The 19645-nt window shown below is 52.0% G+C and carries 24 protein-coding genes; 10 read left to right on the plus strand and 14 right to left on the minus strand.

Annotated elements, in window-relative coordinates; genetic code table 11:
- Nucleotides 1-21 precede the first annotated feature (21 nt).
- Nucleotides 22-1956, minus strand: coding sequence for an ATP-dependent zinc metalloprotease FtsH (ftsH, locus tag ACU8YC_RS18510; protein ID WP_043017790.1), 1935 nt, complete (start codon nucleotides 1954-1956; stop codon nucleotides 22-24).
- Between the two features lie 99 nt (nucleotides 1957-2055).
- Nucleotides 2056-2685, minus strand: coding sequence for a 23S rRNA (uridine(2552)-2'-O)-methyltransferase RlmE (rlmE, locus tag ACU8YC_RS18515; RefSeq protein WP_003025015.1), 630 nt, complete (start codon nucleotides 2683-2685; stop codon nucleotides 2056-2058).
- A gap of 125 nt (nucleotides 2686-2810) precedes the next feature.
- Here rlmE and yhbY point away from each other — a divergent pair, with 125 nt between their 5' ends.
- Complete coding sequence (gene yhbY, locus ACU8YC_RS18520) at nucleotides 2811-3104, plus strand: ribosome assembly RNA-binding protein YhbY (protein ID WP_003025016.1); 294 nt, start codon at nucleotides 2811-2813, stop codon at nucleotides 3102-3104.
- 155 nt (nucleotides 3105-3259) lie between these two features.
- Here yhbY and greA read toward each other — a convergent pair whose 3' ends face one another.
- The gene (greA, locus tag ACU8YC_RS18525; RefSeq protein WP_016154674.1) at nucleotides 3260-3736 is read right to left on the minus strand and encodes a transcription elongation factor GreA; all 477 of its coding nucleotides are present in this window, start codon (nucleotides 3734-3736) and stop codon (nucleotides 3260-3262) included.
- Nucleotides 3737-3984: 248 nt separating this feature from the next.
- On the opposite strand from greA, the gene dacB reads away from it, so the two are divergent.
- Nucleotides 3985-5418, plus strand: a complete 1434-nt coding sequence (gene dacB, locus ACU8YC_RS18530; RefSeq protein ID WP_151224425.1) for a serine-type D-Ala-D-Ala carboxypeptidase — start codon at nucleotides 3985-3987, stop codon at nucleotides 5416-5418.
- A gap of 92 nt (nucleotides 5419-5510) precedes the next feature.
- Here the strand turns inward: dacB and cgtA are convergent, their stop codons facing one another.
- The 4 genes from cgtA to rplU form a co-directional block, all read right to left on the minus strand.
- On the minus strand, nucleotides 5511-6683 hold the full coding sequence (gene cgtA, locus ACU8YC_RS18535) for an Obg family GTPase CgtA (RefSeq protein WP_151224426.1): 1173 nt from the start codon (nucleotides 6681-6683) through the stop codon (nucleotides 5511-5513).
- Nucleotides 6684-6698: 15 nt separating this feature from the next.
- Nucleotides 6699-7664, minus strand: coding sequence for a DMT family transporter (locus tag ACU8YC_RS18540; RefSeq protein WP_003025028.1), 966 nt, complete (start codon nucleotides 7662-7664; stop codon nucleotides 6699-6701).
- A gap of 127 nt (nucleotides 7665-7791) precedes the next feature.
- Nucleotides 7792-8049: a 50S ribosomal protein L27 gene (gene rpmA, locus ACU8YC_RS18545; protein ID WP_003025030.1), complete on the minus strand. Its 258-nt coding sequence runs from the start codon at nucleotides 8047-8049 to the stop codon at nucleotides 7792-7794.
- A 19-nt stretch (nucleotides 8050-8068) separates the two neighbouring features.
- Nucleotides 8069-8380: a 50S ribosomal protein L21 gene (gene rplU, locus ACU8YC_RS18550; RefSeq protein WP_003025032.1), complete on the minus strand. Its 312-nt coding sequence runs from the start codon at nucleotides 8378-8380 to the stop codon at nucleotides 8069-8071.
- A gap of 258 nt (nucleotides 8381-8638) precedes the next feature.
- Here rplU and ispB point away from each other — a divergent pair, with 258 nt between their 5' ends.
- Nucleotides 8639-9610, plus strand: coding sequence for an octaprenyl diphosphate synthase (gene ispB, locus ACU8YC_RS18555; protein ID WP_003025033.1), 972 nt, complete (start codon nucleotides 8639-8641; stop codon nucleotides 9608-9610).
- 223 nt (nucleotides 9611-9833) lie between these two features.
- The gene (gene sfsB / locus ACU8YC_RS18560; protein ID WP_151217863.1) at nucleotides 9834-10118 is read left to right on the plus strand and encodes a DNA-binding transcriptional regulator SfsB; all 285 of its coding nucleotides are present in this window, start codon (nucleotides 9834-9836) and stop codon (nucleotides 10116-10118) included.
- A 56-nt stretch (nucleotides 10119-10174) separates the two neighbouring features.
- Here the strand turns inward: sfsB and murA are convergent, their stop codons facing one another.
- The 7 genes from murA to mlaF form a co-directional block, all read right to left on the minus strand.
- Complete coding sequence (gene murA / locus ACU8YC_RS18565; RefSeq protein WP_003839949.1) at nucleotides 10175-11434, minus strand: UDP-N-acetylglucosamine 1-carboxyvinyltransferase; 1260 nt, start codon at nucleotides 11432-11434, stop codon at nucleotides 10175-10177.
- Nucleotides 11435-11487: 53 nt separating this feature from the next.
- Entirely contained in the window at nucleotides 11488-11742 is a 255-nt protein-coding gene (ibaG, locus tag ACU8YC_RS18570; protein ID WP_151217864.1) for a BolA family iron metabolism protein IbaG, read from the minus strand.
- A gap of 169 nt (nucleotides 11743-11911) precedes the next feature.
- Nucleotides 11912-12205: a lipid asymmetry maintenance protein MlaB gene (mlaB, locus tag ACU8YC_RS18575; protein WP_005121315.1), complete on the minus strand. Its 294-nt coding sequence runs from the start codon at nucleotides 12203-12205 to the stop codon at nucleotides 11912-11914.
- Nucleotides 12205-12840, minus strand: coding sequence for a phospholipid-binding protein MlaC (gene mlaC / locus ACU8YC_RS18580; RefSeq protein WP_043017796.1), 636 nt, complete (start codon nucleotides 12838-12840; stop codon nucleotides 12205-12207). The genes mlaB and mlaC overlap by 1 nt, the downstream gene beginning before the upstream one ends.
- 18 nt (nucleotides 12841-12858) lie before the next feature.
- Entirely contained in the window at nucleotides 12859-13416 is a 558-nt protein-coding gene (gene mlaD / locus ACU8YC_RS18585) for an outer membrane lipid asymmetry maintenance protein MlaD (RefSeq protein WP_151217865.1), read from the minus strand.
- A 4-nt stretch (nucleotides 13417-13420) separates the two neighbouring features.
- Entirely contained in the window at nucleotides 13421-14203 is a 783-nt protein-coding gene (gene mlaE, locus ACU8YC_RS18590) for a lipid asymmetry maintenance ABC transporter permease subunit MlaE (protein WP_003025053.1), read from the minus strand.
- A 19-nt stretch (nucleotides 14204-14222) separates the two neighbouring features.
- Entirely contained in the window at nucleotides 14223-15023 is an 801-nt protein-coding gene (mlaF, locus tag ACU8YC_RS18595; protein WP_187253327.1) for a phospholipid ABC transporter ATP-binding protein MlaF, read from the minus strand.
- Nucleotides 15024-15237: 214 nt separating this feature from the next.
- Between mlaF and ACU8YC_RS18600 the strand changes: the two genes are divergently transcribed.
- The 6 genes from ACU8YC_RS18600 to lptB are packed head-to-tail and all read left to right on the plus strand — an operon-like array spanning nucleotide 15238 to nucleotide 19629.
- The gene (locus ACU8YC_RS18600; RefSeq protein ID WP_187253328.1) at nucleotides 15238-16215 is read left to right on the plus strand and encodes a calcium/sodium antiporter; all 978 of its coding nucleotides are present in this window, start codon (nucleotides 15238-15240) and stop codon (nucleotides 16213-16215) included.
- 13 nt (nucleotides 16216-16228) lie between these two features.
- Nucleotides 16229-17215 (plus strand): arabinose-5-phosphate isomerase KdsD, encoded by a 987-nt coding sequence (kdsD, locus tag ACU8YC_RS18605; RefSeq protein ID WP_151224428.1) that lies wholly within the window; start codon nucleotides 16229-16231, stop codon nucleotides 17213-17215.
- A 20-nt stretch (nucleotides 17216-17235) separates the two neighbouring features.
- Entirely contained in the window at nucleotides 17236-17802 is a 567-nt protein-coding gene (kdsC, locus tag ACU8YC_RS18610; RefSeq protein WP_151217867.1) for a 3-deoxy-manno-octulosonate-8-phosphatase KdsC, read from the plus strand.
- The gene (lptC, locus tag ACU8YC_RS18615) at nucleotides 17799-18374 is read left to right on the plus strand and encodes an LPS export ABC transporter periplasmic protein LptC (RefSeq protein WP_151217868.1); all 576 of its coding nucleotides are present in this window, start codon (nucleotides 17799-17801) and stop codon (nucleotides 18372-18374) included. Before kdsC ends, lptC begins: the two co-directional genes overlap by 4 nt.
- The gene (gene lptA / locus ACU8YC_RS18620) at nucleotides 18343-18897 is read left to right on the plus strand and encodes a lipopolysaccharide ABC transporter substrate-binding protein LptA (protein ID WP_151217869.1); all 555 of its coding nucleotides are present in this window, start codon (nucleotides 18343-18345) and stop codon (nucleotides 18895-18897) included. The genes lptC and lptA overlap by 32 nt, the downstream gene beginning before the upstream one ends.
- A 6-nt stretch (nucleotides 18898-18903) precedes the next feature.
- Nucleotides 18904-19629 carry an LPS export ABC transporter ATP-binding protein gene (gene lptB, locus ACU8YC_RS18625; protein ID WP_003025073.1) on the plus strand — a complete coding sequence of 242 codons (726 nt, stop codon included), beginning with the start codon at nucleotides 18904-18906 and terminating at the stop codon, nucleotides 19627-19629.
- Nucleotides 19630-19645 lie beyond the last annotated feature (16 nt).

Raw genomic sequence — 19645 nt, forward strand, 5'->3', positions numbered from 1 at the left:
ACGGTCATCATCAACGATAACTTATTTGTCGCCCAGTTGCTCTGACATGGTGCCAGAGTCCGGCGCACGCGGTTCATCAACCGGACGCGGTGCGCTAGGCTTACCGGTGCTGCCAGAGTTGTTGTTAGAAGAACCCGGTTCTTCCCAACCCGCTGGCGGACGCACGTCGCGGCGAGCCATCAAATCGTCAATCTGCGGTGCATCGATGGTCTCATATTTCATGAGCGCATCTTTCATCGAGTGCAGAATATCCATGTTTTCATTCAACAGACGACGCGCACGGTCATAGTTACGTTCAATCAGCAGTTTAACTTCCTGATCGATAATGCGAGCCGTTTCATCGGACATATGTTTAGCTTTCGCCACAGAACGTCCCAGGAACACTTCGCCTTCTTCTTCAGCATACAGCAACGGTCCGAGTTTCTCGGAGAAGCCCCACTGAGTAACCATGTTACGCGCCAGATTGGTCGCGACCTTAATGTCGTTCGACGCACCGGTAGAAACGTGCTCAACACCGTAGATGATCTCTTCCGCCAGACGACCGCCGTACAGCGTGGAGATCTGGCTTTCCAGTTTCTGACGGCTGGCGCTAATTGCGTCGCCTTCAGGCAGGAAGAAGGTCACACCCAGTGCACGACCGCGCGGGATAATCGTCACTTTGTGCACCGGATCGTGTTCCGGTACCAGGCGACCGATAATCGCGTGGCCTGCTTCGTGGTACGCGGTAGATTCTTTCTGCGCTTCCGTCATCACCATGGAGCGACGTTCCGCACCCATCATGATTTTGTCTTTCGCTTTCTCGAACTCAACCATCGACACGACGCGCTTGTTGCCGCGAGCAGCAAACAGCGCCGCTTCGTTCACCAGGTTCGCGAGGTCCGCACCAGAGAAGCCTGGCGTACCACGTGCAATGATTGCCGCATCGATATCCGGAGACAGCGGTACGCGACGCATATGCACTTTCAGGATCTGTTCACGACCGCGAACGTCCGGCAGACCAACCACAACCTGACGGTCGAAACGGCCTGGACGCAACAGCGCAGGGTCAAGTACGTCCGGACGGTTAGTTGCCGCGATAACGATAATACCTTCGTTACCTTCGAAGCCGTCCATCTCAACCAGCATCTGGTTCAGCGTCTGCTCACGTTCATCGTGACCACCGCCCAGACCTGCGCCACGCTGGCGACCTACGGCGTCGATTTCATCGATAAAGATGATGCACGGTGCCGCTTTCTTGGCTTGTTCGAACATGTCACGCACACGAGATGCACCGACACCGACGAACATTTCCACGAAATCAGAACCGGAAATTGTGAAGAAAGGAACCTTCGCCTCACCTGCGATAGCTTTTGCCAGCAGAGTTTTACCTGTACCCGGAGGACCGACCATCAGGACGCCTTTCGGGATTTTACCGCCCAGCTTCTGGAAACGGCTCGGTTCGCGCAGATACTCAACCAGTTCAGCAACTTCTTCTTTTGCTTCGTCACAACCGGCAACGTCAGCAAAAGTGGTTTTGATCTGATCTTCCGTTAGCATGCGCGCTTTGCTCTTACCGAACGACATGGCACCTTTGCCACCACCGCCCTGCATTTGACGCATGAAGAAGATCCAGACACCAATCAGCAGCAGCATTGGGAACCAGGAAATGAAGATAGAAGCCAGCAGGCTCGGCTCTTCAGGCGGTTCGCCAACAACCTTGACGTTTTTGGTCAGCAGGTTATCAAGCAGCTTCGGATCGTTAACCGGAATGTAGGTCGTGTAACGGTTACTATCTTTCTTGGTAACGTTAATCTCACGTCCGTTGATCTTCGCTTCACGAACCTGGTCCTGATTGACCTCTTGCAGGAAGGTAGAGTAATCAACCTTACGGCCATTAGACTCGCTGGGCCCAAAGCTCTGGAATACTGACATCAGCACAACGGCAATGACCAGCCAGAGAATTAGGTTTTTCGCCATGTCACTCAAGGGATTAACCTCATATTACAACTGTGTTAAAAACAGCGTCAGGATACTCTATATCCAGTTTCTTTCAAACTTTCGTTTGAAATCTACCGGTTATGGTTTACGCCCGGTCGCTACAATATACACTTCACGCGAACGGGCGCGAGAAGAGTCCGGCTTACGAACTTTGACCTTCGTAAACAGGGAGCGAATCTCTCTTAGATACTCATCGAAGCCTTCGCCCTGGAACACCTTCACTACAAAACTACCACCTGGCGCTAATACATCACGAGCCATTCCAAGCGCCAGCTCTACCAGATACATGGCCCGGGGAATGTCCACCGCCGGTGTTCCACACATATTTGGTGCCATATCAGACATGACAACTTGTACTTTACTGTCACCTACGCGCTCAAGTAACGCTTTCAGGACTAATTCATCACGAAAGTCGCCCTGAAGGAAGTCCACACCAACGATTGGATCCATAGGTAAAAGATCGCAAGCGATAATGCGGCCAGTGTTGCCGATCTGCGTAACCGCATATTGCGACCAACCACCGGGTGCAGCACCGAGATCAACAATCGTCATCCCCGGTTTAAAAATTTTGTCACTTTGCTGTATTTCATCAAGTTTAAACCAGGCACGGGAACGTAACCCCTTTTTCTGCGCCTGTTGAACATATTTATCGCTAAAGTGTTCCTGAAGCCAGCGACTCGAGCTGGCAGAACGCTTTTTACCTGTCATTTCACATTCCCAAAGGGCAGTTCATCGTAACCAATGGTGTAAATTTCTACACAGCTATTTGGCGATATATGGGAGATGGCGGTAGAATGACCCGTTTTCAATCCCAACGTAAGCAAAAATATACGATGAATCTGAGTACTAAACAAAAACAGCACCTGAAAGGTCTGGCACATCCGCTCAAGCCTGTAGTTATGCTTGGCAACAATGGTTTGACCGAAGGGGTACTGGCCGAGATTGAACAAGCGTTAGAGCACCATGAACTTATCAAGGTGAAAATCGCCTCGGAAGATCGCGATACCAAAACCTTGATCGTGGAAGCTATCGTACGCGAAACCGGCGCCTGTAACGTACAGGTCATCGGCAAAACGCTGGTACTGTATCGCCCGACTAAAGAACGTAAAATCTCGCTGCCACGCTAAGAATATCCCAAAGTTGCACACGAAGTTTGTGTAAAACGCGGGATTTTCCGCTAGCAGGAGAGCAAAATGCCACGCTCTCTTCGTTGATAAAAGGCCGCTATGCGGCCTTTTTCCTTTCTTTACAATACATCAACATCTTGAGTATTGGGAAATTCTTACAGGTATTCGACCTTCGTCACTTCATATTCAACTTCACCGCCCGGCGTTTTGATAACCACCACGTCATCCTGCTCTTTGCCAATCAGGCCACGAGCGATAGGCGAGTTCACCGAAATCAGGTTCTGTTTAAAATCGGCTTCATCATCGCCGACAATACGCCAGGTCTGCTCTTCGTCGTTATCAAGATTCAGCACGGTAACCGTCGCACCGAAAACGACGCGGCCATTGTTCGGCATTTTAGTGACGTCGATAACCTGCGCGTTGGACAGTTTAGCTTCGATATCTTTGATGCGCCCTTCGCAGAACCCCTGTTGTTCACGCGCCGCGTGGTACTCCGCATTTTCTTTCAGGTCGCCATGCTCACGCGCATCTGCAATAGCGGCAATGATTTCAGGACGGCGCACAGATTTCAGAAAATCCAGCTCTTCGCGCAGTTTTTCAGCACCACGTAAGGTCATCGGGATAGCTTGCATTTGTTATACCTCTTGAACATTCCTGTAGGGGGCGGTTGCTCTCACCCCGGCTGCTAAGCACACTCTGGCATACGCCATGCCAGAGTCAGAAGCAAAAAAATACCGACCCGGGGCTCAGGGTCCCAGGTCAGCTACAATTCTCTATTTGATGATCATTTTACCCTGGAGTTCCCGATGGGTCATCGTTTACTTTTTGGGGCGTTGCGCCGTAGTATGACGGCCTGTTTCCAGGTTGTTAGCGCGAGATTATGCGATTTTCCAGATTTACCATTGGATTGACTGCCAGTATAGCGTTCAGCGTTCAGGCCGCGAACGTCGACGAGTATATCAATCAGCTCCCTGCCGGAGCCAACCTCGCCCTCATGGTACAGAAGGTTGGCGCACCTGCTCCTGCTATTGATTTTCATAGCCAGCAGATGGCACTCCCCGCCAGTACCCAGAAAGTGATCACCGCGCTGGCGGCATTGATTCAGCTCGGGCCTGACTTTCGTTTTACCACCACGCTTGAGACAAAAGGCAACGTGGAAGGCGGGGTATTAAAAGGTGACTTAGTGGCGCGATTTGGTGCCGATCCGACGCTAAAACGTCAGGATATCCGCAATATGGTGGCAACCCTGAAAAAATCAGGCGTGACGCAAATTGCCGGAAATGTCCTGATCGATACCTCTATTTTCGCCAGTCATGATAAAGCTCCTGGCTGGCCCTGGAACGACATGACGCAGTGTTTTAGCGCGCCGCCCGCAGCAGCCATTGTCGATCGTAACTGTTTCTCTGTTTCACTCTACAGCGCGCAAAAACCTAACGATCTCGCGTTTATCCGCGTGGCATCTTATTACCCGGTCACCATGTTCAGCCAGGTGCGAACTCTCGCTCGAGGCTCTGCCGAAGCGCAATATTGTGAACTGGACGTGGTGCCTGGCGATCTCAACCGCTTTACGTTGACCGGATGTCTGCCACAACGTGCCGATCCGCTGCCGCTGGCGTTCGCCATTCAGGACGGCGCCAGTTATGCCGGGGCGATTCTCAAAGATGAGCTAAAACAAGCAGGGATCACTTACAGCGGTACTCTGCTGCGCCAGACGCAGGTCAACACACCGGGAACCGTGGTCGCCAGTAAGCAGTCAGCGCCGCTGCATGACCTGCTTAAGATTATGCTGAAAAAATCGGACAACATGATTGCCGATACCGTTTTCCGCATGATTGGTCATGCGCGATTTAACGTGCCGGGCACCTGGCGAGCAGGTTCTGATGCCGTACGCCAGATTTTGCGTCAGCAAGCGGGCGTTGATATCGGCAACACGATTATTGCCGATGGTTCTGGACTCTCCCGCCATAACCTGATTGCTCCTGCGACCATGATGCAGGTACTGCAATATATTGCTCAGCACGATAACGAGTTGAACTTTATCACCATGTTGCCGCTGGCGGGCCATGATGGCTCTTTGCAATATCGTGCGGGTCTGCATCAGGCTGGTGTGGATGGCAAAGTATCGGCGAAGACAGGCTCTTTGCAGGGGGTCTATAACCTTGCGGGCTTTATCACTACGGCAAGCGGTCAACGTATGGCATTTGTGCAGTATTTGTCTGGTTATGCGGTAGAGCCGGCTGACCAACGTAATCGCCGAATTCCGCTAGTACGCTTCGAGAGCCGGTTGTACAAGGACATTTATCAGAATAACTAGATTTTGAAGATGGCGGATGGCGCTTGCGCTTATCCGGCCTACGCAAACTGGAAACAAAAACCCCGGCAGCATGGCCGGGGTTTTTAATGCGATTAACGCTTGTAGATGAACTCAACGCCTTCTTCGTCGTCTTCGTCCCAATCGTCATCCCAGTCATCTTCCGCTTCGTCTTCGACTTCAGCGAGCTGCTGGCGATGGTAATCATCCCACATGAACTCAACTTTCTCTGGCTGTTTCGCTTCTTCAGCCTGAACAATCGGGTTCTCGATGATAAAGGTCATCACATCCCAGCAAAGATCCTTCACGCCCAGCTGGCTGGCGGCAGAGATCAGATAATATTTACCTTCCCAGCCCAACGCTTCGGCGATCGCTTTCGCTTTCTCTTCCGCTTCAGACTTGTCCATCAAATCAATTTTGTTGAACACTAACCAGCGCGGTTTAGACGCCAGATCCTGACTGTATTTTTCCAGTTCGCCAATAATGATACGGGCGTTTTCTACCGGATCGGAACCGTCAATCGGATCGATATCGATGAGGTGCAGCAACACGCGGCAACGTTCCAGATGTTTCAGGAAGCGGATGCCCAGACCAGCGCCTTCAGCCGCACCTTCAATAAGCCCCGGGATATCGGCAACCACGAAGCTCTTTTCATTGTCCATACGCACTACACCCAGGCTTGGTACCAGGGTGGTGAACGGATAATCAGCGACTTTCGGCTTCGCCGCAGATACTGCACGGATAAACGTCGATTTACCGGCGTTTGGCATACCCAGCATACCCACGTCTGCCAACAGCATCAGCTCGAGCATCAGATCGCGCTTATCGCCCGGCGTCCCCATTGTTTTCTGACGCGGAGTACGGTTGACCGAGGATTTGAAACGGGTGTTACCCAGACCGTGCCAGCCGCCTTTAGCGACCATCAGACGCTGACCATGTTTAGTCATGTCACCCATGGTTTCGCCCGTGCCCTGGTCGATAACACGTGTACCGACAGGCACTTTAATCGTGACATCTTTACCACGCTTACCGGTGCAATCACGACTCGCGCCATTCTGACCACGTTCCGCACGGAATGATTTTTCAAAACGGTAATCAATCAGCGTGTTCAGGTTCTCGTCGGCTTCCAGCCAAACGTCACCGCCATCACCGCCGTCACCACCGTCCGGACCGCCTTTTGGGATGTATTTTTCGCGGCGGAAACTGACGCAACCATTACCGCCATCACCTGCAACGACCAGAATCGATGCTTCATCAACAAACTTCATTTTACTCTCCGTAAATCATTCGCCTGAGCGGGGTTGCGAAACCACCGTTTCATGCTTACGTAAACCGCCCCAAATTCGATGACCAATGGCGGAATACATCGCGCCCGCAACCACGATAAACGCACCGAGATAACCTAATAGGTTTAGCATCGGTCTGGCGAAGAAATCGGGCCAGGCCAGTGATAATAAATCTGAAAATAACAACGTAAACAGCGGTGTGAGCGTAATAATGGCACTCACCTGCGCCGCCTGCCAACGCGCCATCGCTTCCGCGAGAGCACCGTATCCTACCAGCGTATTCAGGCCGCAGAATACAAGGCATGCCAGCTGCCAGTCGCTGAGCTGCGTGATGACACCGGGTTTAGCCAGCGGCAATAACGCAATCGTACATAAAGTGTACAGCAAAAACAGGATCTGCGGTGATGCCAGCCGACGCAATAACACCTTTTGCGCGACCCCATAGCTCACCCAAACCATTGCCGCACCGACACCAAAGATAACGCCCCAGGTGTAATCGGTGAGCCGGGTAAAAATTTCGATCAGACTAGTATTAAAAAACAGGACCAGTCCGCTCAGAAGCATAATGGCGCCAATCACCTGCGTGCCGCGCATCTTTTCTTTCAGGATAAAGACGCTGGCGATCATCATACCAACCGGTGACAGTTGACCGATAACCTGCGAAGCCGTTGGGCTCAAATATTGCAAGGATGAACTAAACAGAATGAAGTTACCGAACAGCCCACCGGTAGCGATAGCCAGCAGTACCAGCCAACGCGCTTTGCGAAAAATACGCAATGGAGGGAGCTTTTTTTTAACCGCAAGAATAGCGCCAAGGCCAATACTTGCCATTAAAAAACGGTAAAACACCACGGTAGGAGGCTCCATCACCTCCAGCACTTGCTTCATTGCTATTGGCAAAGCCCCCCAACATACTGCCGTTGTGAGTGCTAACAGAATACCAATGCCTGCCTGCTGCTTCATACCGTATTCCCTGCAAGGGCTCGTTTCCGGGTTGTCACGGCGCGACGAGCGTATTTACCGGCCGTCGAATGTAAAAAGCCCCGCAACGTGTTGCGGGGCTTTTATCCGTTACCGGGACGCGAAAAACTTATTCAGCAACGATGCTGATGAATTTACGGTTTTTCGGGCCTTTCACTTCAAATTTCACTTTACCGTCTGCTTTAGCAAACAGAGTGTGGTCTTTGCCGCAACCAACGTTGGAGCCAGCGTGGAATTTAGTACCACGTTGACGAACGATGATGCTACCAGCCAGAACTGTTTCACCGCCGAAGCGTTTTACGCCCAGACGTTTAGCTTCTGAATCGCGACCGTTACGAGTCGAGCCGCCAGCCTTTTTATGTGCCATTTAATCTGCTCCCCTTAACTTAAGCGCTGATGCCAGTGATTTTCACATCAGTGAACCACTGACGATGGCCCTGCTGCTTACGGTAGTGTTTACGACGACGAAACTTAACAATTTTAACTTTCTCGCCACGACCGTGAGCAACAACTTCAGCTTTGATAACGCCGCCATCAACGAAAGGAACGCCGATTTTGACTTCTTCACCGTTTGCGATCATCAGAACTTCAGCGAATTCAACAGATTCGCCAGTTGCGATGTCCAGCTTTTCCAGGCGAACGGTCTGACCTTCGCTTACTCGGTGTTGTTTACCACCACTTTGGAAAACCGCGTACATAAAAAACTCCGCTTCCGCGCACACCTTTTTGATGATTCAGAGTGCGCTATAAATATTCACAATAGGGCGCGAATATTACGCAAAACGCGAGCCTTTGACAAGTGCTACCGTCAATACATGAAGAAAAAAAACACAACACGTACGGTAACGTTTATCTACGGCGTTTTTTCAGTACAATCAGCATATATTTATAACCCTAAACCCGACGTTACCTTTTCATACAGTAAGGTAATCGGGGCGAGAAGCCCGGCTTTTGCGATGAATTTAGAAAAAATCAATGAGTTAACCGCGCAAGATATGGCGGGGGTCAATGCGACAATCCTTGAACAGCTCAATTCCGACGTCCAGTTGATCAATCAACTGGGGTACTACATCGTTAGCGGCGGCGGAAAACGCATTCGCCCAATGATCGCCGTACTCGCCGCGCGTGCCGTTGGCTACCAGGAAAATGCACACGTTACGATTGCGGCCCTGATCGAGTTTATCCACACCGCGACCCTGTTACACGACGATGTTGTGGATGAATCTGACATGCGTCGCGGGAAAGCCACGGCGAATGCGGCCTTTGGTAATGCGGCCAGCGTGCTGGTCGGCGATTTTATCTATACCCGTGCTTTTCAGATGATGACCAGCCTCGGTTCGCTGAAAGTGCTGGAAGTCATGTCGAAAGCGGTCAACGTCATCGCCGAAGGTGAAGTCTTACAGTTGATGAACGTCAACGATCCGGACATCACCGAAGAAAACTATATGCGCGTCATCTACAGTAAGACCGCGCGTTTGTTTGAGGCAGCGGCCCAATGCTCTGGCATTCTGGCTGGTTGCAGCGAAGAACAAGAGAAAGGATTGCAGGATTACGGCCGTTATCTCGGTACAGCTTTCCAGTTAATTGACGATTTGCTGGATTACAGCGCTGATGGCGAGCAACTGGGTAAAAACGTTGGTGATGACCTCAACGAAGGCAAACCTACGCTGCCGCTGCTGCATGCCATGCGCCACGGTACGCCAGAACAAGCGCAAATGATCCGCCAGGCCATTGAGCAAGGTAATGGCCGTCACCTTCTGGAGCCGGTTCTGGAAGCGATGAACGCCTGTGGTTCTCTGGAGTGGACTCGCCAACGTGCAGAAGAAGAGGCTGATAAAGCCATCGCTGCGTTACAGGTGCTACCAGATACGCCGTGGAGAGAAGCGCTGATTGGTCTGGCGCATATCGCCGTACAGCGCGACCGTTAATTCCTTCCAGCCCCCTCCTTTATCATCCCGTGCCTTGCACGGGATGTTCTTATAAACTCCAATACCAAATATAACCTTCCTAAAAACAACAAATAACCTTGATATATTCTGAATGTACACGCTCTTTAAGTGAACATTTTAGAACATTCATTCTCCGGGCGTTATAGTGTTGCCACAACCGATCGTGGAACCGTAAGTCGTTAACCAAAGGAGAGATGAATTTATGGAAAGCAAGCTGATTGACTGGCATCCGGCCGACATCATCGCCGGACTGCGCAAGAAAGGAACCTCAATGGCCGCTGAATCACGTAAGAATGGGTTGAGCTCATCAACGCTGGCCAATGCGTTAACCAGGCCATGGCCAAAAGGTGAGTTGATTATCGCCCGGGCACTGGGAACTGATCCCTGGGTGATTTGGCCGTCACGCTATCACGATGCCAAAACGCATGAGTTCATTGACAGAACGCGGATGATGAGGAGTCGCAGAGAGAAACAGAATCCGGAATGAACATTGAGCAGTAACCCCCGGCCAACTGAACTGGGGGTTACAAGAGACGTAGACGATTACTCGCCTTTCACGCGCTCAATGTTTGCGCCCAGCGCGCGCAGCTTATCTTCGATACGCTCATAGCCGCGATCGATATGATAAATACGGTCGACTACCGTCGTCCCTTCAGCAATACATCCTGCGAGGACCAGGCTTGCGGATGCACGCAGATCGGTCGCCATAACCTGTGCGCCAGAGAGCGTTTCCACGCCGTGGCAAATCACAGTATTGCTTTCGATTTCTGCATGAGCGCCCATACGGCTCAGCTCAGGCACATGCATAAAGCGATTCTCAAACACGGTTTCCGTGATGAAGCCCGTCCCTTCTGCCACCAGGTTCAGCAGCGTGAACTGAGCCTGCATATCGGTTGGGAACGCCGGATGCGGCGCAGTGCGCACATTGACCGCTTTCGGACGTTTACCGTGCATATCGAGGCTTATCCAGTCGTCGCCGACTTCGATATCCGCCCCCGCATCACGCAGCTTCGCCAGAACGGCATCCAGCGTGTCTGGCTGTGCATTACGGCAGATGATTTTGCCACGAGAAATTGCCGCTGCGACCAGGAAGGTACCGGTTTCGATACGGTCTGGCAGAACGCGGTAAACGCCGCCACCAAGACGTTCTACGCCTTCGATAGTAATGCGATCGGTACCCTGACCGGTGATCTTCGCACCCAGCGCAATCAGGAAATTCGCGGTATCGACAATTTCCGGCTCACGTGCGGCGTTTTCGATGATGGTCGTGCCTTCGGCAAGCGTTGCTGCGCACATGATAGTAACAGTCGCACCGACGCTTACTTTGTCCATGACGATGTGCGCGCCTTTCAGGCGGCCATCAACGGACGCTTTCACATAGCCTTCTTCGAGCTTGATTGTCGCGCCTAACTGCTCCAGACCGGTAATGTGCAGGTCAACCGGACGCGCACCGATGGTGCAGCCGCCCGGCAGTGAAACCTGGCCCTGGCCAAAGCGAGCAACCAGCGGCCCGAGCGCCCAGATGGACGCACGCATGGTTTTCACCAGATCGTACGGCGCACAGAAAACGTTCACGTCGCGCGCATCAATGTGCACCGAACCATTACGTTCAACTTTCGCACCCAGCTGGCTCAGCAGCTTCATTGAGGTGTCAACGTCCTTAAGTTTCGGGACGTTTTGGATCTCTACAGGTTCTTCAGCCAGCAGCGCCGCAAACAGGATCGGCAGTGCAGCATTTTTTGCGCCTGAAATTGTGACTTCGCCCTGGAGCTTGGTTGGCCCCTGAACACGAAATTTATCCATTATTCTGTTCTCTGTTAAGAATTTATCTTCGCTACCGGCACATCACCCGTAGCTCAAAAACCGTTAAGTTTGCGATCGCGCGCCCATTCTGCTGGGGTAAAGGCCTTAATCGACACGGCATGAATGCGGTTGTCCGCAATGTACTCCATCAACGGGCCATAGACTGTTTGCTGCTTCTTGACCCGGCTCATGCCTTCAAACATCTCACCCACGGCAATAACCTGAAAGTGACTGCCGTCGCCAGAAACGTGGACTTCCTGGAGGGAGAGTGCATTCATCAGCACGCTCTGAATTTCATTATTTTCCATGGGCTCTTCATTCGTCAGATAGTGAAAACAGCCCAACATCTTAGAGCAAAGTGGCGCTGTCATAAATAAGCAAAAAGCCTCGCTGATAAATCAGACAAGGCTTTAGAGGCAGATCCCTCGCAGAGGGGTTACCGGATGACGGCACAAGCCCTTATCCGGCCTGAAAAAATTAACGCGGAAGAACGTCGTCAGGCAAATTGTAAAGCTGCGCCAGCGTGTACACTTTATCGTTAACGCCAGCGAGCGAAACACTGTTCCCCTGCTGCTTGCCCTGATTAATCAAGTGCAGCAGTAATGCCAGACCACCGGTATCGACCCGGGAAACCTGGTTCAGGTCGATGCAGGATACTCCCTTCATCGCCTCAACTCGTGCATCCCATAATGGATTTAATACGTCCTGATCCAGCTCGCCCACCAGCACCAGCTTGTCGCCTTCACGCGTCCAGGTGAGTGATTGCGTCATTATTTTTTCTCTTCCAGAGTAATTTTCTGCTGAGAAATTGATTTCAACTGAGCAGTCAGGCCATCAATACCTTTCGTACGCAGCAGGTCGCTCCACTCATTTTGTTTGGTGGTGATCATACTTACGCCTTCAGCAATCATGTCATACGCCTGCCAGTTACCGGTCTGAGAATTTTTACGCCACTGGAAATCCAGACGCACCGGAGGACGACCGTTTGGATCGATGATAGTTACGCGGATAGGAACGATAGTCGCATCGCCCAGCGGCTGCTCTGGGGCAATCTGATAGGTCTGGCCATGGTACATCGCCAGCGCCTGACCGTAAGCCTGCTTCAGATATTCACGGAATGCGGCGAAATAGGCGTCACGCTGAGCGGGAGTGGCATCTTTGTAGTAACGGCCCAGTACCAGCGCGCCAGCATATTTAACCTGCACATAAGGCAACAGTTCCTGATCGACAACCTGACGCAGGTAATCCGGGTTGGAACGAATTTTAGGTTGTTCGTTCTTCAGACGGTCAAACGTCTTCTGCGCGGCCTCATTCATCAGTTTATACGGATTCGTCTGGTCCGCTGCGGTTGCCGCGCTAAGTGGGGCAATGACAAGCATAGCCACCATCATCAATCGTTTAAACATACGTCGATTCTCCTGAGATTATTTCGTTGCGCCCGCAGGCGTAGTGGCTTCATTATTGCCTTCAGTTGCGGCTGGCGCATCGCCAGAATTCTTATTGTCGTCACCTTTACTGTTGCTGTTGTAAAGGAACTGACCAATCATATCCTCCAGTACCATCGCAGATTTCGTGTCCTGAATCGTACTGCCATCTTTGAGGATAGACGTTCCCAACTCAGGATCTTCAAAACCCACGTTCAGTGCCAGATACTGCTCGCCCAGCAGACCGGAAGTACGGATGCTCAGAGAACTGGTGTCAGGAATATGGTTAAAACGCGATTCGATTTCCAGCGTCACGCGCGGCAGGTACGTTTTCGGATCTAACGAGATGTCCGCTACGCGTCCAACGACGACCCCGCCAATCCGCACCGGAGAACGCTCTCTCAGGCCGCCGATGTTATCAAAAGTCGCATAAATCGTATAAGTCGGTTCAGTACGCATGGAGGTAACGTTCGCCGCCTTCAGGCAGACAAACAGCGCAGCCAACAGCGCCACCAGCAGGAATAACCCGACCCAAATTTCATTTTTTTTCGTTTGCATGAACTCAATTCCCAAACATCAGTGCGGTCAGCACAAAATCCAGCCCCAAAACGGCAAGAGAGGCGTGCACAACGGTGCGTGTCGTTGCCCGGCTAATCCCGGCAGAGGTCGGGATCGCATCATAACCATTGAACAATGCAATCCATGTGACCGTAATGGCGAACACCACGCTCTTAATCAGACAGTTGACCAGGTCCAGACGCCAGTCGACGGCATTTTGCATAGCCGACCAGAAAAAGCCGGCATCAATACCTTTCCAGCTTACGCCAACCAGTGAACCACCCCAGATCCCCACGGCGACAAATATAATCGTCAGCAGCGGCAATGAAATGACACCGGCCCAAAAACGTGGAGAGATCACCCGGCGCAGTGGATCGACGGCCATCATTTCCAGACTGGAAAGCTGCTCGGTCGCTCGCATCAGACCAATCTCTGCAGTTAAGGCCGAACCGGCCCGCCCAGCGAACAACAGTGCCGCAACCACCGGCCCCAGCTCACGTAGCAATGACAGCGCCACCAGCATACCGAGGCTGGTTTCCGCACTGTAGGTCGTCAGCACCAGGTATCCCTGCAATCCCAGCACCATACCGATGAACACGCCTGAAACAATAATGATCAGCATCGATAAGACGCCGACATTATAGAGCTGGCGTATCAGCAGCGGCGCATGTTTGCGAAACTCCGGTTTGCCGACAACCGCATTGAACAACATTAATCCGGCTCGCCCGAACGTCCTGAGGGTTTTTATTCCCCGATGTCCGAGTGATGCCAGCGCATTTAACAACATGGGTGGCTTAACTCCCTGTTTAGAGTAAATCGATATGGTAGTCACCCGCCGGGTAACGGAACGGAACCGGTCCATCGGCAATGCCGTCGAGGAACTGACGCACTCGCGGATCGGCATTTTCTTGCAGCGCCTGAGCACTACCGTAGGCCACAATTTTTTTGTCCGCCATTATATAGGCGTAATCCGCAATACTCAGCACCTCTGGCACATCATGAGAAACCACCACACAGGTGACGCCCAGTGCGCTGTTCAGTTCTGAAATCAGCTTCACCAGCACGCCCATGGTAATGGGATCCTGGCCAACGAACGGCTCATCAAACATAATGAGGTCAGGCTCCAGCGCGATAGCACGCGCTAACGCAGCGCGACGCGCCATCCCACCGGATAATTCAGAAGGCATTAATTTTGCCGCGCCCCGCAGCCCGACGGCCTCGAGTTTCATCATTACCGTGCTTTTCAACAGCGGCGCAGGTAGCGTTGTATGTTCGCGCAACGGATATGCGACGTTGTCAAACACGTTCATGTCGGTAAACAGCGCACCAGACTGAAACAGCATGCTCATACGCTTACGCACGGTAAATAAACGCGAACGGGACATGGCTGGGACGTTTTCGCCGTCAAACAGGATCTCGCCCTTATTCGGGGAGATTTGTCCGCCAATCAGACGCAGCAGCGTCGTTTTGCCGATGCCTGATGGCCCCATGATCGCCGTCACCTTACCACGCGGCACCGTCAGGGAAATATTATCAAAGATGCAGCGGTCACCTCGGGAAAAGCTGACATCGCGCATATCGACTAGATTCGCCACAGACTGACCCATTGATTCATCCTTTACTATTGCCTCGTTGATCGAAGAGTTTGGCGCTCAATTTAGCCCTGAACCCAACATATTTACAGATTATTGCCTGTCCTGGTTAGCGAAAGCTGGCATTTGTTTTACTTTTTAGCCGCATAAAGTCAAAATTAAGACTTCGTTACGGCTTCCAGAAACCCTTCAAGTGGACCGGCGAGTATACCTGAAGAAAGGACTTTAGATGCTTTTAGCGACGGCGCTGTTAATAATTGGTTTACTTCTGGTGGTCTACGGCGCCGACCGTCTGGTGTTTGCCGCATCCATTTTATGTCGAAACTTCGGTATTCCCCCCATCATTATCGGGATGACCGTGGTCAGCATTGGTACATCGTTACCCGAGATCATCGTCTCCGTTGCCGCGTCAATGAACGGGCAACTCGATTTAGCCGTCGGTACCGCCATTGGCTCTAACATCACCAACATCTTGCTTATTCTTGGCTTGTCGGCGCTGATTCATCCTTTTACCGTGCATTCTGATGTTCTGCGTCGCGAATTACCGCTAATGTTGCTGGTAAGTATTTTAGCCGCATCAGTTCTGTATGACGGGCAGTTGAGCCGCAGTGACGGTTTCTTTCTTCTGCTTCTGGCCGTGCTATGGCTGCTATTCATTGTTAAAATCGCCCGTCTGGCCGAACGACAAGGCAATGACAGCCTGACCCGCGAGCAGGTAGCTGAGCTTCCCCGCGAAGGCGGGCTACCCGTCGCATTTTTGTGGTTGGGTATTGCGCTGATTATTATGCCAATGGCCACGCGTATGGTAGTGGATAACGCTACTGTACTGGCGAACTACTTCGCCATGAGCGAACTCACCATTGGGCTGACGGTAGTCGCCATTGGTACCAGCCTGCCGGAACTGGCAACGGCGATTGCGGGTCTGCGTAAAGGTGAAAACGATATTGCCGTCGGCAACATTATCGGCGCGAACATTTTTAATATTGTTATCGTGCTCGGGCTGCCCGCCTTGATTACACCGGGCGAGGTCAATCCGATGGCCTTCGTCCGTGACTACAGCGTTATGCTGCTGGTGAGCGTTATATTTGCATTACTCTGCTGGCGACGTTCGCGCCAGATTGGTCGCGGTGCGGGTGCGCTGCTGACCAGCGGTTTTATCATATGGCTGGCGATGCTGTATTGGTTATCGCCAATTCTCGTTGGATAACTGGAAACGCATTATGTCGCACTTAGAGTTGCAACCGGGTTTTGACTTTCAGCAAGCAGGCAAGGAAGTCCTGGCAATTGAACGTGAAGGCCTGGCGGAGCTTGATCAGTACATCAACCAAAATTTTACCCTCGCCTGTGAAAAAATATTCAGTTGCCCGGGTAAGGTTGTGGTGATGGGGATGGGGAAATCCGGTCATATCGGGCGGAAAATGGCGGCCACGTTTGCCAGCACCGGCACGCCCTCTTTTTTCGTACACCCTGGCGAAGCCGCACATGGCGATCTGGGCATGGTCTCGCCGCAGGATGTGGTCATCGCCATCTCTAATTCCGGTGAATCCAATGAGATAGCGGCGTTGATCCCTGTGTTAAAACGTCTTCACGTACCGCTTATCTGCATGACCGGTCGTCCGGAAAGCAGCATGGCGCGTGCGGCAGATGTGCATCTGTGTGTTAAAGTGCCTAAAGAAGCCTGCCCGTTAGGTCTGGCACCGACCAGCAGCACGACCGCAACGCTGGTGATGGGCGATGCGCTTGCCGTGGCATTATTAAAAGCGCGTGGCTTTACTGCAGAAGATTTTGCGTTATCTCATCCCGGCGGCGCTCTGGGCCGTAAGCTTTTGCTGCGCGTTAACGATATTATGCATACGGGTGATGAGATCCCGCATGTAAATAAAAGCGCTAGCCTGCGTGACGCTCTGGTTGAAATCACGCGTAAAAATCTCGGCATGACCGTCATTTGCGATGATGCCATGAAGATTGACGGTATTTTTACCGATGGCGATTTACGTCGCGTCTTCGATATGGGCGTTGATGTCCGCCAGTTAGGCATTGCCGATGTGATGACCCCAGGAGGCATTCGCGTGCGTCCGGGCATTCTTGCCGTCGATGCCCTGAACTTAATGCAGTCCCGCCATATCACCTCGGTAATGGTTGCTGATGGCGACCAGTTACTCGGTGTGTTACATATGCATGATCTGCTGCGTGCAGGTGTAGTGTAAGAAACTCAAGGATAAACAAAATGAGTAAAGCAGGTGCGTCGCTTGCGACCTGTTATGGACCCGTCAGCGCAGACGTTATCACCCGGGCAGAAAACATCCGTTTGCTGATCCTGGATGTGGATGGCGTGCTGTCTGATGGTCTGATTTATATGGGTAATAACGGTGAAGAGCTGAAGGCATTTAACGTCCGCGATGGTTACGGCATTCGCTGTGCGCTCACTTCCGGTATTGAGGTTGCCATTATTACCGGACGAAAGGCTAAACTTGTAGAAGATCGCTGTACCACATTGGGGATCACGCACCTGTATCAGGGACAGTCAGATAAACTGGTCGCCTTTAGCGATCTACTGAACAAACTGGCGGTCGCGCCCGAAAATGTCGCCTACGTTGGCGACGATCTGATCGACTGGCCGGTGATGGCACAAGTGGGATTAAGCGTGGCGGTGGCGGATGCTCACCCTTTGCTGATCCCGCGGGCAGATTATGTCACCCGTATTGACGGGGGACGCGGCGCTGTGCGTGAAGTCTGCGATTTATTACTGCTGGCACAGGGCAAACTGGACGAGGCCAAAGGGCAATCGATATGAGCAAAACCAGACGTTGGGTTATCATTCTACTGTCGCTGGCTGTCCTTGTGATGATTGGTATTAATCTGGCAGACAAAGACGACACCACTCAGGCTGTCGTCAATAACAATGAGCCAACCTATAAGAGCGAACATACTGATACCCTCGTGTATAGCCCGGAAGGCGCGCTGAGCTATAACTTGATCGCGCAACACGTTGAATATTATTCAGAACAAGCGGTTTCCTGGTTTACTCAACCGGTATTAACCACGTTTGATAAGGATAAAGTACCGACCTGGTCGATCAAGGCAGATAAAGCCAAATTGACCAACGATCGCATGCTGTATCTGTACGGCCATGTTGAAGTCAACGCTCTGGTGCCTGACTCTCAACTACGCAGAATTACCACCGATAACGCGCAGATTAACCTGGTGACACAAGACGTCACTTCCGATGATCTTGTCACGTTATATGGCACAACATTTAACTCCAGCGGACTGAAGATGCGCGGTAACTTACGCAGCAAGAACGCCGAGCTGATTGAAAAGGTTAGAACCTCATATGAAATTCAAAACAAACAAACTCAGCCTTAACCTTATGCTTGCCAGCACACTTCTGGCCGCCAGCATTCCGGCATTTGCCGTCACCGGCGATACCGAGCAGCCGATCCATATTGAGTCTGACACGCAGTCGCTCGATATGCAGGGCAATGTTGTCACCTTTACTGGCAACGTGGTGATGACTCAGGGCACCATCAAAATTAACGCCGATAAAGTCGTTGTGACCCGCCCTGGTGGCGAACAGGGCAAAGAGATTATTGATGGCTACGGTAATCCCGCAACCTTCTACCAGATGCAGGACAACGGTAAACCGGTTAAAGGTCGCGCCTCACACATGCACTATGAACTGGCGAAGGATCTCGTCATCCTGACCGGTAACGCCTACCTGGAACAACTCGATAGCAACATTACCGGCGATAAGATCACCTATCTGGTAAAAGAGCAGAAAATGCAGGCCTTCAGCGAGAAAGGCAAGCGCGTCACCACTGTTCTGGTTCCGTCGCAGTTGCAGGACAAAAACAAGGCCAAGGCTCCGGCAGAGAAAAAAGGTAACTGATTCGTTATGGCAACATTAACTGCAAAGAACCTTGCAAAAGCCTATAAAGGCCGCCGCGTGGTGGAAGATGTCAGTCTGACCGTCAACTCCGGGGAGATAGTCGGTCTGCTCGGTCCTAACGGCGCGGGCAAGACGACGACCTTTTACATGGTGGTCGGCATTGTCCCGCGCGATGCGGGCAACATTATCATTGATGACGAAGATATCAGCCTGCTGCCTTTGCATGCGCGCGCACGTCGCGGCATTGGCTACTTACCGCAGGAAGCGTCAATTTTTCGCCGCTTGAGCGTGTTTGATAACCTGATGGCGGTGCTGCAGATTCGTGACGATCTGACCAGCGAGCAGCGGGAAGATCGCGCCAACGAACTGATGGAAGAATTCCACATCGAACACCTGCGTGACAGCATGGGACAGTCGCTATCCGGTGGCGAACGACGCCGCGTGGAGATCGCCCGCGCGTTGGCCGCTAATCCGAAATTTATCCTGCTGGATGAACCGTTTGCCGGTGTTGACCCGATTTCGGTTATTGATATCAAACGGATCATCGAACACCTGCGCGACAGCGGGCTTGGCGTGCTGATTACCGACCACAACGTCCGCGAAACGCTGGCAGTGTGTGAGCGCGCCTACATCGTGAGTCAGGGCCACCTGATCGCGCACGGTACGCCAACAGAAATACTGCAGGATGAGCACGTGAAGCGCGTATACCTTGGGGAAGACTTCAGACTCTGATAGGGTAGAAGACTTC

The organism is Citrobacter sp. VF227 (genome assembly GCF_052950715.1).

Coding starts and splice junctions, on each gene's coding strand:
- ftsH (WP_043017790.1), bottom strand. CDS start 1,956: ATGGCGAAAAACCTAATTCTCTGGCTGGTCATTGCCGTTGTGCTGATG.
- rlmE (WP_003025015.1), bottom strand. CDS start 2,685: ATGACAGGTAAAAAGCGTTCTGCCAGCTCGAGTCGCTGGCTTCAGGAA.
- yhbY (WP_003025016.1), top strand. CDS start 2,811: ATGAATCTGAGTACTAAACAAAAACAGCACCTGAAAGGTCTGGCACAT.
- greA (WP_016154674.1), bottom strand. CDS start 3,736: ATGCAAGCTATCCCGATGACCTTACGTGGTGCTGAAAAACTGCGCGAA.
- dacB (WP_151224425.1), top strand. CDS start 3,985: ATGCGATTTTCCAGATTTACCATTGGATTGACTGCCAGTATAGCGTTC.
- cgtA (WP_151224426.1), bottom strand. CDS start 6,683: ATGAAGTTTGTTGATGAAGCATCGATTCTGGTCGTTGCAGGTGATGGC.
- ACU8YC_RS18540 (WP_003025028.1), bottom strand. CDS start 7,664: ATGAAGCAGCAGGCAGGCATTGGTATTCTGTTAGCACTCACAACGGCA.
- rpmA (WP_003025030.1), bottom strand. CDS start 8,049: ATGGCACATAAAAAGGCTGGCGGCTCGACTCGTAACGGTCGCGATTCA.
- rplU (WP_003025032.1), bottom strand. CDS start 8,380: ATGTACGCGGTTTTCCAAAGTGGTGGTAAACAACACCGAGTAAGCGAA.
- ispB (WP_003025033.1), top strand. CDS start 8,639: ATGAATTTAGAAAAAATCAATGAGTTAACCGCGCAAGATATGGCGGGG.
- sfsB (WP_151217863.1), top strand. CDS start 9,834: ATGGAAAGCAAGCTGATTGACTGGCATCCGGCCGACATCATCGCCGGA.
- murA (WP_003839949.1), bottom strand. CDS start 11,434: ATGGATAAATTTCGTGTTCAGGGGCCAACCAAGCTCCAGGGCGAAGTC.
- ibaG (WP_151217864.1), bottom strand. CDS start 11,742: ATGGAAAATAATGAAATTCAGAGCGTGCTGATGAATGCACTCTCCCTC.
- mlaB (WP_005121315.1), bottom strand. CDS start 12,205: ATGACGCAATCACTCACCTGGACGCGTGAAGGCGACAAGCTGGTGCTG.
- mlaC (WP_043017796.1), bottom strand. CDS start 12,840: ATGTTTAAACGATTGATGATGGTGGCTATGCTTGTCATTGCCCCACTT.
- mlaD (WP_151217865.1), bottom strand. CDS start 13,416: ATGCAAACGAAAAAAAATGAAATTTGGGTCGGGTTATTCCTGCTGGTG.
- mlaE (WP_003025053.1), bottom strand. CDS start 14,203: ATGTTGTTAAATGCGCTGGCATCACTCGGACATCGGGGAATAAAAACC.
- mlaF (WP_187253327.1), bottom strand. CDS start 15,023: ATGGGTCAGTCTGTGGCGAATCTAGTCGATATGCGCGATGTCAGCTTT.
- ACU8YC_RS18600 (WP_187253328.1), top strand. CDS start 15,238: ATGCTTTTAGCGACGGCGCTGTTAATAATTGGTTTACTTCTGGTGGTC.
- kdsD (WP_151224428.1), top strand. CDS start 16,229: ATGTCGCACTTAGAGTTGCAACCGGGTTTTGACTTTCAGCAAGCAGGC.
- kdsC (WP_151217867.1), top strand. CDS start 17,236: ATGAGTAAAGCAGGTGCGTCGCTTGCGACCTGTTATGGACCCGTCAGC.
- lptC (WP_151217868.1), top strand. CDS start 17,799: ATGAGCAAAACCAGACGTTGGGTTATCATTCTACTGTCGCTGGCTGTC.
- lptA (WP_151217869.1), top strand. CDS start 18,343: ATGAAATTCAAAACAAACAAACTCAGCCTTAACCTTATGCTTGCCAGC.
- lptB (WP_003025073.1), top strand. CDS start 18,904: ATGGCAACATTAACTGCAAAGAACCTTGCAAAAGCCTATAAAGGCCGC.